Annotated in this window: 14 protein-coding genes and 1 tRNA gene; 9 read left to right on the plus strand and 6 right to left on the minus strand. The window is 73.7% G+C overall.

Features of this window, described 5'->3' with window-relative positions; genetic code table 11:
* Positions 1 to 33: 33 nt before the first annotated feature.
* Genes serS through AC4BG9_RS17945 form a run of 4 tightly spaced genes read left to right on the plus strand, consistent with a single transcriptional unit; the run spans position 34 to position 3,653 of the window.
* Complete coding sequence (gene serS, locus AC4BG9_RS17930) at positions 34 to 1,323, plus strand: serine--tRNA ligase (RefSeq protein ID WP_490572485.1); 1,290 nt, start codon at positions 34 to 36, stop codon at positions 1,321 to 1,323.
* On the plus strand, positions 1,316 to 2,203 hold the full coding sequence (locus AC4BG9_RS17935; protein WP_490572486.1) for an HAD family hydrolase: 888 nt from the start codon (positions 1,316 to 1,318) through the stop codon (positions 2,201 to 2,203). Before serS ends, AC4BG9_RS17935 begins: the two co-directional genes overlap by 8 nt.
* Positions 2,191 to 3,048, plus strand: coding sequence for an HAD family hydrolase (locus AC4BG9_RS17940; protein ID WP_490572487.1), 858 nt, complete (start codon positions 2,191 to 2,193; stop codon positions 3,046 to 3,048). Before AC4BG9_RS17935 ends, AC4BG9_RS17940 begins: the two co-directional genes overlap by 13 nt.
* 26 nt (positions 3,049 to 3,074) lie before the next feature.
* Complete coding sequence (locus AC4BG9_RS17945) at positions 3,075 to 3,653, plus strand: hypothetical protein (RefSeq protein ID WP_490572488.1); 579 nt, start codon at positions 3,075 to 3,077, stop codon at positions 3,651 to 3,653.
* Positions 3,654 to 3,804: 151 nt separating this feature from the next.
* On the opposite strand, the gene AC4BG9_RS17950 is transcribed toward AC4BG9_RS17945, so the two are convergent.
* From AC4BG9_RS17950 to mobA, 4 genes are read right to left on the minus strand one after another with little or no spacing between them, the layout of a single operon-like run.
* Positions 3,805 to 4,470, minus strand: a complete 666-nt coding sequence (locus AC4BG9_RS17950) for a bacterial proteasome activator family protein (RefSeq protein ID WP_490572489.1) — start codon at positions 4,468 to 4,470, stop codon at positions 3,805 to 3,807.
* Between the two features lie 22 nt (positions 4,471 to 4,492).
* On the minus strand, positions 4,493 to 5,482 hold the full coding sequence (locus AC4BG9_RS17955) for an NAD(P)H-quinone oxidoreductase (protein ID WP_490572490.1): 990 nt from the start codon (positions 5,480 to 5,482) through the stop codon (positions 4,493 to 4,495).
* Between the two features lie 24 nt (positions 5,483 to 5,506).
* Positions 5,507 to 5,827: a DUF6457 domain-containing protein gene (locus AC4BG9_RS17960; RefSeq protein ID WP_490572491.1), complete on the minus strand. Its 321-nt coding sequence runs from the start codon at positions 5,825 to 5,827 to the stop codon at positions 5,507 to 5,509.
* Positions 5,828 to 5,841: 14 nt separating this feature from the next.
* Complete coding sequence (gene mobA, locus AC4BG9_RS17965) at positions 5,842 to 6,474, minus strand: molybdenum cofactor guanylyltransferase (protein ID WP_490572492.1); 633 nt, start codon at positions 6,472 to 6,474, stop codon at positions 5,842 to 5,844.
* 26 nt (positions 6,475 to 6,500) lie between these two features.
* On the opposite strand from mobA, the gene AC4BG9_RS17970 reads away from it, so the two are divergent.
* From AC4BG9_RS17970 to AC4BG9_RS17990, 5 genes are all read left to right on the plus strand, one after another.
* Positions 6,501 to 7,268, plus strand: a complete 768-nt coding sequence (locus AC4BG9_RS17970) for a carbon-nitrogen hydrolase family protein (protein WP_490572493.1) — start codon at positions 6,501 to 6,503, stop codon at positions 7,266 to 7,268.
* A gap of 108 nt (positions 7,269 to 7,376) precedes the next feature.
* Entirely contained in the window at positions 7,377 to 8,642 is a 1,266-nt protein-coding gene (locus AC4BG9_RS17975) for a hypothetical protein (protein ID WP_490572494.1), read from the plus strand.
* 81 nt (positions 8,643 to 8,723) lie between these two features.
* Complete coding sequence (locus AC4BG9_RS17980; protein ID WP_490572495.1) at positions 8,724 to 8,954, plus strand: biotin/lipoyl-binding carrier protein; 231 nt, start codon at positions 8,724 to 8,726, stop codon at positions 8,952 to 8,954.
* A gap of 38 nt (positions 8,955 to 8,992) precedes the next feature.
* The gene (locus AC4BG9_RS17985) at positions 8,993 to 11,374 is read left to right on the plus strand and encodes an SCO7613 C-terminal domain-containing membrane protein (protein ID WP_490572496.1); all 2,382 of its coding nucleotides are present in this window, start codon (positions 8,993 to 8,995) and stop codon (positions 11,372 to 11,374) included.
* A 371-nt stretch (positions 11,375 to 11,745) separates the two neighbouring features.
* Positions 11,746 to 12,441: a hypothetical protein gene (locus tag AC4BG9_RS17990; protein ID WP_490572497.1), complete on the plus strand. Its 696-nt coding sequence runs from the start codon at positions 11,746 to 11,748 to the stop codon at positions 12,439 to 12,441.
* Between the two features lie 779 nt (positions 12,442 to 13,220).
* Here the strand turns inward: AC4BG9_RS17990 and AC4BG9_RS17995 are convergent.
* Both AC4BG9_RS17995 and AC4BG9_RS18000 read right to left on the minus strand, forming a co-directional pair.
* A tRNA-Ser gene (locus tag AC4BG9_RS17995) sits at positions 13,221 to 13,310 on the minus strand.
* A gap of 72 nt (positions 13,311 to 13,382) precedes the next feature.
* On the minus strand, positions 13,383 to 13,850 hold the full coding sequence (locus AC4BG9_RS18000; RefSeq protein ID WP_490572498.1) for an NUDIX hydrolase: 468 nt from the start codon (positions 13,848 to 13,850) through the stop codon (positions 13,383 to 13,385).
* Between the last annotated feature and the right edge of the window lie 5 nt (positions 13,851 to 13,855).

Consider the following 13,855-nt stretch of genomic DNA (forward strand, 5'->3'; position numbering starts at 1 on the left):
GGTCGTTGTCGGCCCGGCGGATAACCTGACCCCATGATCGATCCGCGCCTGCTCCGTGACGACCCCGACCGTGTGCGCGCCTCCCTGACCAAGCGCGGCGCCCCCACCGACCTGGTCGACCGCGCGGTGGCCGCCGACGCGGCGCGCCGCGAGGCGATCGTCCTCTTCGAGCAGAAGCGCGGCGAGCAGAAGCAGCAGGGCAAGCTGATCGCCCAGGCCCAGGGCGAGGAGAAGCAGCGGCTCCTCGCGCGCACCAAGGAGCTCGCCGCCGAGGTCAAGGCCGCGGAGGCCGCCCAGGGCGCCGCCGAGCAGGCCTGGCAGGAGGCCATCCGGGCCATGCCCAACCTGGTCCACGACCAGACCCCCGAGGGCGGGGAGGACGACTCCGTCGTCATCGAGACGGTCGGGACGCCGCGCGACTTCGCCGCGGAGGGCTTCGAGCCGCGCGACCACATCGAGCTCGGCCGGCTCCTCGGGGCGATCGACCTCGAGCGGGGCGCCAAGGTCAGCGGGTCGCGCTTCTACTTCCTCACCGGCGTGGGCGCCGAGCTGGAGCTGGCGCTGGTCAACATGGCGATGGAGCAGGCCCGCGAGGCGGGCTTCACCCAGGTGATCGCGCCGTCCCTGGTCAAGCCGGCCGCGATGGAGGGCACCGGCTTCCTCGGCCAGGCGGCCGACGACGTCTACCGGATCGAGGGCGAGGACCTCTACCTCGTCGGCACCTCGGAGGTCGCGATGGCGGCGTACCACTCCGAGGAGATCCTCGACGCCGAGTCGCTGCCCCGGCGCTACGCGGCGTTCAGCCCGTGCTTCCGCAAGGAGGCCGGCTCGCACGGCAAGGACACCAAGGGCATCATCCGGGTGCACTGGTTCGACAAGGTCGAGATGTTCGTCTACACCACGCTGGAGGACGCCGAGGCCGAGCACGCCCGGCTGCTGGGCTGGGAGAAGGCGTTCCTCGACAAGCTCGAGCTCGCCTACCAGGTGGTCGACATCGCCGCGGGCGACCTCGGCGCCAGCGCGCTGCGCAAGTTCGACTGCGAGGCGTGGATCCCCACCCAGGGCAAGTACCGCGAGCTCACCTCGACCTCCAACTGCACCGACTTCCAGTCCCGCCGCCTCGAGATCCGCACCCGCGGCGAGTCGGGCACCGTCCCGGTGGCCACCCTCAACGGCACCCTCACCGCGGTGACCCGGGCCATCGTCGCCGTCCTGGAGACCCACCAGCAGGCCGACGGCTCGGTCCGGGTGCCGAAGGCGCTGCAGAAGTGGATGGGCCGCGAGGTGCTGGAGCCGGTCGTGACCGGGGGGCACGGTGCCTGAGAAGGACGCCGACTGGCAGCCGAAGATGGTCGCCCTCGACATCGACGGCACGCTGCTGGCCTGGGTCGAGGGGTCGGGCCAGGTCTACGAGACCATCCGGCCCGAGATCTACGACGCCGTCCACCGGGCGCGCGCCGCGGGCGCCCACATCGTGCTGGCCAGCGGCCGGTCGCCGCACGCCATGGTCCCGATCGCCGACCTGCTGGACCTGCCGGTCGAGGGCCCCGGCGGCGACCCCGACGACCGGCTGTGGATCGTCGCCTCCAACGGCGCGGTGATCCTGCGCTACCCGCCGATGGAGGTCGTCCACGAGGAGACCTTCGACGCCGCGCCCGCGGTGGCCGCCGTCCTCGAGCACCACCCCGACGCCCTGGTGGCGGTCGAGGAGCGCGGCATCGGCGGCTACCGGGTCAGCATGGTCTTCCCCGAGGGCGAGCTCACGGGCGAGCAGCTGGTCACCTCCGTCGACGAGATCGTCGGCGAGCCGGTCAGCCGCGTGGTGGTCCGCGACCCCGAGGCCACCGCCGAGGACTTCGTCGAGCTGGCCGACCGCCTCGGGCTGCACGGCACCGACTACGTGGTCGGCTGGACGGCCTGGATGGACCTCTCGCCGGTGGGCATCTCCAAGGCCTCCGGGCTCCAGCACGTCTGCGACCGGCTGGGCATCGACCCCGCCGACGTGCTCGCGATCGGCGACGGCCGCAACGACATCGAGATGCTCGCCTGGGCGGGCCGCGGGGTGGCGATGGGCCAGGCCGTCGAGGAGGTCCGGGCCGCCGCCGACGCCGTGACCGAGACCGTCCACGACAACGGTGCCGCGGTCGAGATCAACCGCTGGTTCCCCCCGGTCGCCGCCCGGCAGGGGACGTGGTCGTCCTGACCGGCGACGGGGCCGCGGGGGACGCCACGCCGCCCCGGCCCCGTCTGGTCGCCACCGACCTCGACGGGACCCTGCTGGACTCCGCCGGCGCGGTCACCGCCCGCACCCGCGAGGTGATCACGGCGCTCGACGAGATGGGCGTGCCGGTGGTCTTCGTGACCGGGCGGCCGATGCGCTGGATGGAGACGCTCTGGGAGGCGGTCGGTGGCCACGGCCTGGCCATCTGCAGCAACGGCGGCATCGTGTACGACGTACCGAGCCACTCGGTGCGCAAGGCACGGTCGATCCCCCGTGAGGTGCTCCTGGACGTCGGCCGCACACTGCGCACCGAGGTCCCGGGTACGACGTTCGCGGTGGAGAGCACCACGGGCTTCGCGCTCGAGGAGGGGTTCCTCAACCACCGTGACGACCGCCGGGGGGCGCGGGTGACCCGCGGGCCCCTGGAGGAGATCTCCGACGGCGCCGTGGTCAAGCTGCTGGCCCGGCACGAGGAGCTGGCCCCCCAGGAGTTCTGGGACGTCGTGGAGGAGGCCGTCGGGACGGAGGTGACCACCACCTGGTCGTCGGTCGGCGCCCTGGTGGAGATGAGCGCGGCCGGCGTCACCAAGGCCTCCACGCTCGCCGAGCTCTGCGCCGAGCTGGGGGTGGCCCCGGCCGAGGTGGTCGCCTTCGGCGACATGCCCAACGACCTGCCGCTGCTGGAGTGGGCGGGCACCTCCTACGCGATGGGCAACGCCCATCCCACGGTGCTGGAGCTGGCCCACCACGTCGCGCCGCGCCACGACGACGAGGGCGTCGCACGCACCCTGGCGGAGATCTTCGGGCTGGCGGGCTTGAACCCGTGAGCCGCACGAAGGCTAGTCTTCGGGCCATGTTCGCCCGTGCCCTGCGCCCGCTCCTCGCGCTCCTGCTGGCCGGCCCCCTCGTCCTGGTCGGCCTGCTGGCGACCGCCACCCCGGCCTCCGCGTGCAGCTGCGCCCCCCTGTCGTTCAAGCAGCAGATCAAGCGGGCCGACACCGTCTTCCTGGGCCGGGTCGCCGCGGAGGGCACCCCGTCGGGCAACGACGTGATCTACGACGTGGTCGCCTCCCGTGTCTTCAAGGGCCAGCTGGACACCGCCGAGGTGCAGGTCGCCTCGGCCCTCGGCGAGGCCGCCTGCGGGATCGGCCCGGTGCAGCCCGAGGAGAACTGGCTCTTCCTGACCGCCGACGGCACCACCAGCAGCTGCTCCGGGTCGGCCCCGGCCAGCACCGCGGTGATGGAGCGCGTCCAGCGGCTCCTCGGTATCGGCACCCGACTGGCCGCGCCGACACCGACCGAGGCCACCCGGACCCGGATCGAGACCTCGGAGCCGCCCGAGCTCGCCCGGCTGGTCGCTCCGGGGGCCGCGCTGGTGCTGCTCGGGCTGCTCGGGCTCGCCGTCGTCGCTCGCGTCGGCCGCCCTCACTGAGCCGGCTCCCCGGACGTCATCGGGGGTGGCTCCACGGGCGACCGCTCGTGATGACGTCCCGCGGGCTCGTACGGCGGACGGCGTACGGCGAGGGGACGGCGACGGCGTACGGCGACGGCGGAGGTCGGGTCAGGTCAGAGGTGCGGAGCGGTCAGAGGTACATGCCGCCGGAGCTGGCGCCGCCCTCTTCGCGGGCGGCGGTGGGCTGGACGGCGGGCTGACCCGTCGCGCCGAGGCCGGGTCCGCCGGGCTGGCCCGCGATGCCGGGCGGCAGCGCCCGGCGCATCTGCTCGAGCTGGGCGCGGCTGACCATCTGCTGGGCGTAGATCGCGGTCTGGATGCCGTGGAAGAGCCCCTCGAGCCAGCCCACGAGCTGGGCCTGGGCGATCCGCAGCTCGCTCTCCGACGGTGTCTCCTCCTCGGTGAACGGCAGCGCGATCCGCTCGAGCTCCTCGATCAGCTCGGGCGCCAGGCCGGTCTCCAGCTCCTTGATGGAGGCGCGGTGGATGTCCTTGAGCCGGGCCCGGCTCGCCTCGTCGAGCGGGGCGGCCTTCACCTCGTCCAGGAGCTGGCGGATCATGCTGCCGATCCGCAGCACCTTGGCGGGCTGCTCGACCAGCTCGGTGAGGCCACGCTCCTCGCGCTCGGCGTCGGACTCCTGGGACTCCACCGCCTGCGCGACCATCTCGGCGGGGACGCTGCCGACGGGCTCGCCGTCGGGCCCGAGGACCAGCACGTGGCCCTCGGGGACCTCCGGCCCCGGGGTGGTCTTCGGGGCTGCGGGGTCGGCCTCGGGGGCCGGGGTGCGCTCAGTCATTCTTCTAGCCTAGGTCGTGCACCTAGCCCGGGTCGCCCACCGTGAGCAGGATCTTGCCGACGTGCCCGCTCCCGTCCATCAGGGCGTGCGCGGCGCCGAGCTCCTCCAGCGGGAGGGTGGTGTGCACCACCGGCTTGACCTGCCCGTCGGCGACCAGCGGCCACACCTGCTCGACCACCTCGCGGCAGATCGCCGCCTTCTGGTCCAGCGGGCGGCCGCGCAGCGCGGTGGCGGTCACCGAGGCCCGCTTGCGCAGCAGCCTGCCGAGGTCGAGCTCGGCCTTGGTCCCGCCCTGCATGCCGATCACCACCAGGCGGCCGTCCGGGGCCAGCACGTCCACGTTGCGGGCCAGGTACTTGGCGCCCATGTTGTCCAGGACCACGTCGGCACCACGGCCGCCGGTGGCCTGGCGCGTCACCTCGACGAAGTCCTCCTCGCGGTAGTTGACGGTCACGTCGGCCCCCAGCTCGGCGCAGACGGCGAGCTTCTCGGCCGATCCCGCGGTCGTGACCACCTTGGCCCCGAACGCGGAGGCCAGCTGGATGGCGAAGGTGCCGATGCCGCCGGCGCCGCCGTGCACCAGGAAGGTCTCGCCGGCCTGGAGGCCGGCGGTCATGAAGACGTTGGACCACACCGTGCAGGCCACCTCCGGCAGGGCGGCCGCAGTGACCAGGTCGACCCCGTCGGGCACCGGCATGAGCTGGCCCACGGGCACCGCCACCTGCTCGGCGTAGCCGCCGCCGACCAGCAGGGCGCACGCCTCGTCGCCCACCGACCACCCGGTCACGCCCTCGCCCAGGGCCGCGATGCGACCGCTGCACTCCAGACCCAGGATCTCCGAGGCGCCCGGCGGCACCGGGTAGTGCCCCTGGCGCTGCAGGGTGTCGGCCTTGTTGACGGCGGTGGCCACCACGTCGAGGAGCACCTCGCCGGGCCCGGCCACGGGGGCGGGGACGTCGGTGACGGAGAGGACCTCGGGCCCTCCGGGGGCGCTGATGTGGGCGGCTCGCATGGCGCCACCCTAGTCAGCGACGCCTCAGTCGAGCCGGTCGCCCGTGTGGTCGATCTCGCTGTCGTCGGGCACCGGCGGCGTGACCTCGTCGGGGTCGGCGGCGTCGGCCGGTCTGTCCCAGCTGAGCGCGAGGACCTGGGCCCGGTCGGCCAGCTGCTCCAGCTGCTCCGGGCTCGCCCCCGCGGCCCCGGCGGCGTAGCCGAGCATGAAGGTGCTCACCGGGGCGGCCTTGCGCTCCACGTTGTGCGCGACGTCGCGGGCCAGGTCGAGCACCAGCGCCTCGTCGACCTCGAGCTCGAGATCGAGGACGTCGCACAGCTCGTCGATCCAGTCGTGGAGGTTCACCCGTCCAGCCTCCGTCACTCTGCGAGGTCCCGCAAGTCCCGCCAGGTGTCGACGTCGCGCCCCTCGTCCCCCTCGGCGCCGACCCGCGCCAGGTCCAGGGGACCCAGCAGTCGGCGCATCGACATGCCGTGACCGGAGCCCCGCAGCGCGTGGGTCAGCGAGTGGTCCGGCGCGCCGTCCCGAGGGCCGCCGGGACGCACCTCGTCGAGTCGCGGCACCGCCAGGACGCCGCAGAGCTGGCGCCTGCCGGCGTCGTCGTGGAGGAAGGCGCCGTCGTGCCCCCGGGCCGCGGCGAGGAGGCGGGTGAAGGTCTCCGGTCGCACCCGCGGCATGTCGACGGCCAGCACCGCGAGCCAGGCCGGCGCCCTGGCCGCGAGCGCGTCCCGGCCGGCGAGCAGTCCGGCCGCAGGGCCGCCCCCGGGCGGGTCCTCGCGGGTGAGCAGCACCGGGCGGGGGAGGTGGGTGGGCGTTGCCGCCGGCCCGACGACGGCCACGTGGGCGGCGTCGGTGAGGGCCTCCAGCGCCCACGCCAGCAGGGGCCGGCCCTCCAGCTCGAGGCCGGCCTTGTCGACGCCGCCGAGCCGGGCGCCGGTGCCGCCGGCGAGCACCACCGCGGCGAAGGTCCCCGGGTCCTCGCGAGCGTCCATCCGGGCAGTCTGTCAGGGTTGGGAGCATGGCCGAACAGCTGCGCGTCATCCTCGTCCAGGAGCCCTCCGACCTCGACCCGGCGGTCAACCGCGAGCGGCTGGCGACGCTGGTGCCCGAGGGCAGCGACCTGGTGGTGCTGCCCGAGGCGTACGCCCGTGACTTCGGGACGCCGGGCTCGGACGTCGCCCCGTTCGCCGAGCCGCTGGACGGCCCCTTCGCGACCGAGCTCGCCCGAGTGGCGGCGGAGCGTGGCACCACCGTGGTGGCCGGGATGTTCCGCACCGGGGACGACGCCGAGCGCCCCTTCAACACGCTCCTGGTCCGCGGGCGCAGCGAGGCCTCCTACGACAAGATCCACCTCTACGACTCCTTCGGCTACCGCGAGTCCGACCGGTTGAGCGCGGGTGAGTGGCGACCGGTGGTGGTCGACGTCGCAGGCTTCGCGGTGGGCCTGATGACCTGCTACGACCTGCGCTTCCCCGAGCTGGCCCGGGAGCTGGTGCTGGCGGGCGCGGAGGTCCTCGTCGTGCCGGCCGCCTGGGTGGCCGGCGAGCGGAAGGCCGACCACTGGCTCACGCTGCTGCGGGCCCGGGCCATCGAGAACACCGTGCACGTCGTCGGGGTGGGCCAGCCCGCGCCGCGCTACACGGGGCACTCCGCCGCGTTCTCGCCGCTCGGCGACGTCCTGGTCCAGACCGGTCCGGAGGCGACCCGGGCCGACGTGGTGCTCTCCCGTGACGACCTGGAGAGCGCTCGCCGCATCAACCCGTCGCTGGCCAACCGGCGCAGGTAATCTCCTCAGGTGCCCACCCCACCCTCTGGCCGCCGCGCCGCACCCAGGACCTCCAGGTGGTCGCGGGTCCGCATGAGCCGCGGTGGCGGCCAGCCGGCGGGTCGTCGGGTGGCCTCCCCCCGGTCGAAGGGCGTCACCCCCGACCCGCTTCCGCCCACGTCCGCCCCGCCGGTGCCGGTGCCGGAGCCCGACCCGCTCCCCGCCGCCGAGCCCATCCTCGAGCCGGAGACGCCGGCGCCGCCGGTGATCGAGCTCGCACCCGTCATCGAGCAGGCCCCGGTGATCGAGCCCGCCCCCGGGATCGTCCCCGGCCCGGTGCTCGCGCCCGCCTCGTTGCTCGCCCCCGCGCTGTCTCCCGCCTCCGTGATCGAGCCGGCTCCCGGGGTGACGGGGCTCGCACCGGCTCCACGCGGCAGGTCGCGCTCGATCTCCGCCGGCGGTGCGGTGCTGCTGCTCGGCTGCGTGGCGCTGGCCCTCGCCGCGCTCCACATCGGCCCGGCGTGGCTCGACGGCGCGGGCGCCGTCGCCGTCCTCTCCACCTACACCTGGGCGCTGATGGCCCGGGTCGGCGGTCGTCAGCTCGTCTTCAGCCTGCTGGCCGTCACCATCGGCGTGATCGCGGTGCTGGAGGGGAGCGAGGTGCTGCGCAGCGGCGCCGCGGTGATGACCTGCGTGGTCAGCGGGGTGCTCGCGGTGGTGATCACGGTGCCGGCCCGGACCTATGTCGGGGTGGTCCGCGAGGTGGTGGTGGCGACCACGGTCGCCTCCGTGGGCGCCTTCGCGACCGTCGGCTTCGAGCCGGTCGCCAGCTCGGTCCGCTTCGAGTACATCACCCTGGCGCTCGGCTTCGCAGTCGTCTCGATCCTGGTCTGGCGCTTCGGCGCCGGCTTCCACGGCCTCGGCACCCGGGGGCTGGTCACGGTCGTGGTCGGCACGGTGCTGCTCGGCGGCAGCCTGCTCTACGCCGAGGCGCTGCGCCGCTACGACGTCGCCGGCGTGGTCGAGCCGACCAACGCCGCGGTGCAGTGGAGTCGCGACACGCTCGGCGCCTTCCCCAGCCCGATCATGGTGCTGCTGGGGGTGCCCGCCCTCGCCTGGGGCGTCCACATGCGCGCCCGGCGCCGCCAGGGCTGGTGGGTCTGCGTCTTCGGCGCCGCCGCCAGCCTGGTGGTGGCCCAGACGCTGGTCAACTGGGACACCTCCTACGTGGAGGCCGGGCTCCAGCAGGTGTACGGCGTGGCGTTGGGGCTGCTGGTCGGCTACGCCGTGATCCGGCTCGACCTGCTCCTGACCGGGCAGCGCGGCCGGCGCGCCCGCGCCGCGGAGGCCGAGCACGCGCTGCGGCCCGAGCCCAGCCGCTTCAGCTCGCTGTGAGCCGACCCCCGGGCCGACCCCCGGGCCGGGTCCGGGCGGCGGTTTCACGGGTACCTTCCGGTAACCCCTAGCGTCGTCCTCATGGCACGTGAGCGAACGACCGAGGTGCTCGCCGAGATGGTGGCCGCGGTCATGGAGGTCGCGGTCGGCCCGGGCGACGAGGTCGCCGTCGGGGACGCCGTGGTCCTGCTGGAGTCGATGAAGATGGAGATCCCGGTGCTGGCCGAGGCCGCCGGGACCGTGGTCGCGGTCAAGGTCGCGCCGGGGGACGTGGTCCAGGAGGGCGACGTGCTGGTGGTGCTCGGAGCCTGAGGCCTGCGCGCGGGGGCGCGGTGCAGCAGGATGTGCGCGTGAGCACTCCACCACCCGCCGTCCCGTGCCCCCAGTGCGGTGCCCCGCTGCCACCGGCCGCCACGGAGTGCCCGCGCTGCCGGCTCCGGCTCGTCGGCCCCGAGGCCGCCCGGTTGTGGCAGGTCACCCAGCAGATCTCGGCGCTCCGCGCGGAGGCCGACCACCTGCTCAGGCAGCTGCGCGGTCCGGCCGGCCAGCCCCCGGCCCCGACTCCGGCGGCGCAGGCGCCGCACGCCGGCCCAGCTCCGTACCCGGCGCGGCCCCCGTACCCGGCGCAGCCTCCGTACCCGGCGCAGCCCCCGTACGCCGGCCCAGCTCCGTACCCGGCGCAGCCTCCGTACCCGGCGCCGCGCCCGGCTCCCCGGCGGCAGCTCTCCGGCCAGCAGGTGCTGCTCGGCCTCGGCGCGCTGCTGCTGCTCTCCGGGGCCTCCTTCTTCCTGGTGGTGGTCTGGGTCGTGGTGGGCCCGGCCGGCCAGGCGGCGATGATGGTGGCGCTCACCGCGGCGGCCGCGCTGGCCACCGTCGAGACGACGCGGCGCCGGCTGCCGGCCGCGGCCGAGACCTTCGCGGTGATCACCACCGGGCTGCTCCTCCTCGACCTCGAGGGCGCCTACCGGCTGGACCTGGGCGGCCTCGGCGGCCTGTCCGAGAGCGGCTACTGGGCCGGTGCCGGGCTGCTGGGTGCCGGGCTGCTGCTCGGCGTCGACCGGCTGCTGCCGCGCGGGCGGGCCGACGGGCCGCTGCGACCGGTGGTCGTGCTCCGTCCCGCGGCGTCCGCCTTCGCCAGCGGGGCCGGCGCCGCCGCGGTCGCCGCCCTCGCCCAGGGCCCGCTCGGACTCTCGGTGCTGAGCCTCCTCCTTGCGGTCCTCTGCGTGGCCGGGGCCGTGGTGGCGCTCAGGCTGGACCGCCCGGCCCTGCCCCTGCCCCGGCGCCTGGGATGGGCCCCGCACGTCCCGCCTCCCGTCCCCCAGGCCGGCGCCCCCGCTGTCCCGCCGGCCGGCGCCCCGAGAAGGGGCGTGCCCTGGTCCCTGGTGCCGCCGGTCCTCGTCGCGGTCGGCGCCTACCTCGTCCACCTGGCGGCCGGGCTCGAGGTCGGGCTCGACCCGGAGACCGGCCCGGCGACGCGCTACGCGGCCGTGGCGGTGCTCCTCGCCGTCCCGCTCGCGAGCCTGGCGGTCCTGGCGGCCCGGCGGGGCCACTGGCTCGGGGCGGCCGGCAGCCGGCTGGCCGAGGTCGCCGTCGTCACCGCCCTGCCGGCGGGCGCGGTGCTCCTCGCCGACGCCGACCGCTGGGTGGTGGTCGCGTTCTCCTTGGTGCTGGCCGCGTCGCTGGTCGCGGAGCTCGCGCTGCGGCGGGGACGCCCCTCGACCGTCGGCGCGGTCGGGGCGGTCGGCTGGATCCTGCTGCCGGTGCTCACCTGGACGACCCTGCGACTCACCGACGGCGCGGCGGTCGACCTGCTGGCGGTGGGCCAGGGGGAGATCGGCCACCCGGCACCCGGGTGGCTGCCGGTGGTCCCGGCGCTCGCGTGGACGCTGGCGGCCGCCGCCGGGATCGCCCTGACCCGGGCGCTGGTGTGGTCGGTCATGGCCCAGCTCGCGGTGCTGGTCACACTGGCCGTGGCCTTCCGCGACTCGCCGCCGACGGCCCTGGTGGTGGTCGCCCTGGTCGCCTGCGCCCTGAGCATCCTGGTGGCCTCGTACGCCCGCTCGCTGCCGCCGTCGCGCGACCACGACCTGCTCGAGGCGCTGGCGCTGGTGCTGGCCGCGGCGTACGCCGGGACCGCGCTGGTCCAGAGCCTCGACCTCCCGCCGGGGGTGCGGGCGGCCTGCCTGGTCGTGGTGGGCGCCTGTACCGGGGCCCACGCCGCCAGCCGGGGCCGGCTGCCGCTGGCCTACCTGGCGGCGCTCCTGGTCTCCGGCGGGATCTGGGAGCTGGAGCGCAACGCGGGCGTGCCGGCGGTGGAGGCCTACACCCTCCCGCTGGCCGCGCTGCTGGCCGTCGTGGGCCTCGTCCAGTGGCGTCGGACCCCCGGAGCGCCGACCGCGGTCACGATGGCTCCCGCCCTGGTCGTCGCCCTGCTGCCGAGCGTCGCGGTCGGTATCGACCGGGGCGAGGCACTGCGCCTGACGCTGGTCTGCCTGGTGGCCGTCGCGGTGCTCGTCATCGGGCTGGCCCGGCAGTGGCGGGCGCCGGTGAGCGTCGGCGGGGCCGTGCTGGTCCTGGTCGCGCTCACCCAGGGCGGGCCGTTGCTGGCCTACGTCTCCGGCTGGCTGCTGCTCCTCGGCTCCGGTGCCCTGCTCCTCGCGATCGGCGTCTGGTGGGAGAAGGCGGTCCTGGCCGGGCGGCGGGCGGCGGGCTGGTACGTCACCCTGCGCTGAGCAGGCGCCGGGCCTGCGACAGGCGGGCGCTCGGTCCTGGGTCGAGCAATGAGCGCAGGACGACAGATCCCGCCCGGGGCAGCCCCGGGCGGGATCTCGTGGGCCATGCACCTGTCATGGTCCGCTGGCGGGGAGGTGACGAAACTCCCTAGTCGCAGGTCAGGGCGTCGCCAAGGCGGGTGAGCCTTGGGCCTTCCACACAAATTCGGGAACCCGTCCCACACTTTCTCTCCAACCGCCCTCGCCACGGCGACGACTCCGCGACCTGACGCACCGTCGCTCCGACGCATGTCGCGACTGCTGCGGCCAAACTCCCGGCGTGCTCGGAGTAGGCTCCGCCCGTTGAGACAAGTACGTCAGGCGGCCACAAGGTGCTGCGCAACCATCCAGAGGGCGTGATGGCACCACCCGCAGGTCCGGGACAGCGAGTCGTTCTGAAGTCCCACTACGAGCGAGTTCCCGATAGCCCAGTTGCCTACCTCGACGAGACGTACTCATTGCAGCCGGGAAGGCAGCGCTTCTACGTGATGGCAGCCGTGGTGGTCCTGCCCGGCGACCTCGACCCGCTTCGCAATGAGCTCGACGAACTCGTTCCGGACGGCTGGTGGCACACCACGGACGCGCTCCAACAGCACGGCGGGCGCGAACGGGCGCGCGAGTTGCTCGGCACCTTTCGCGTGCCTGACGAGACTTGCGTCATCGTCGACAAGATCGAGGTCGCTGCGCACGACAAGGAGGGATTCGAGGCTCGCGAGGCAGTCCTTCGACGACTCCTCACCGCGGTGGACTCGCCGGATGCTGGCTCTCATGAACCAGTTCGGCTGGTCATCACCGAGGAACAGCGGGAGGCTCGCAAGAACAACTGGGACCGTTCCATCCGGAAGGCCCTCATCGCACAGCAGGCGATCAGCTCAAAGCTTCAGATGATCCACGCCTCGCCTGGCTCCGAGCATCTCCTGTGGCTCCCGGACCTGGCATGCAGTGCCTACAGGCAGAAGCGGGTGATGGGGAAGTCCGATCTCTTCTCCCAGATCCAGGACCTCACGCAGGTCATCGAACTGGAGTAGAAAAGAAGCAACCCCCGGCTGCCGTAGCTACACCGGGGGCCAACCTCGCTCACGAGCCTAAGCAAGGAGCCGAAGTCTTGCTTCGCTAAGCATAGACAGTTCTCGGCCAGGAGTCCAACGCAACCATCCTCGGCCAGGAGGGCGGGGACCGGTCCTCTGGAGCGTGGATCTGGGCAGCGGCTTCGCAGCCAGCCTCACTCGACCACGAAACCCCACCGAGAACCAATTCTCGGTGGGGTTTCGTCACTATCGGGTCCTGAGTTTCGTCAGGACCCCATCCCTGGGGTGGTGACGGAACTCCATCGCCGCAGGTCAAGGGCTTGAGATCGGGGGTGGGTTCAGTGGCTTCCACACAGTTTCGGGAACTCGTCCCACACTTTTCCGGCCTCTTCCGCCGCAGCCCGGCTCCCCATCGCCAAACCTGAGGGGACGTCCGCGACCCTCTGACCACATTGGACGTCGCTGCCTACGGGTTCGTCGAAGTAGACGAAGCAGGCAACCTGCCCGCAGAAAACGGGCCTCCTCAACACTGAGCCGGCCCCCACCGACAGAGTCCAGCCCCAGTAGCCCCACACCGAGCCCGTCAGCCATGCGCTGACGGGCTCACAGTGCTGCCCGGACACCCCACGCAAGCCCGTCCAGCCGACGCGGCGCCGACGATGGGCAGCACGCACGTGCCCACGAAGCGCGGAAGAGTCTGGTGACGCACGAAACCCCACCGAGAACCAATTCTCGGTGGGGTTTCGTCACTATCGGGTCCTGAGTTTCGTCAGGACCCCTGGCGGTGGCGGTGGGATTTGAACCCACGGTGGGTTTGACCCCACACAACATTTCGAGTGTTGCACCTTCGGCCGCTCGGACACGCCACCGCGGGAGAGGCTACCGGACCTCGTGGGCGGCGCCGAAATCGCCTCCCGGGTCCGTGTGTGGTCCCGCGTGGTTCACGCGAGGAAGCGCGCGCGGTCCTCGTCGGACAGGGCGGCGTCGATCCGGGCCCGCATGTGAGGGGCCATCTCGGGCAGCGCGTCGACCGGCCACCAGCGGACGTCGACCGACTCGTCGTCGGCCACGTGCGCCTCCCCGGCGAGCCAGGTGCAGGCGAAGGTCAGGTCGAGGTACGACGCGCGGTCGCCGTTCGCGTGCACCACGCTCGGAAGCACCGAGGTCGAGGCGAGCCGGTCCACCCGGATCTCGACGCCGGTCTCCTCGAGGGCTTCGCGGCGCGCGCAGACCGCAGGCTCCTCCTGCGGGTCGATGATCCCGGTGACGGGCGCCCACTGCCCGTTGTCGCTGCGACGGACGAGCAGGACCTCCTCGCCCCGGGTGATCACCGCGGTCACCCCGGGCAACCACAGCGGCAGGTCGCCCACCAGGGCGCGGAGGGCGACGACGAAGTCCGGGATGGGCACCCGGG

It is taken from the genome of Nocardioides sp. Z40_12 (genome assembly GCF_058215795.1).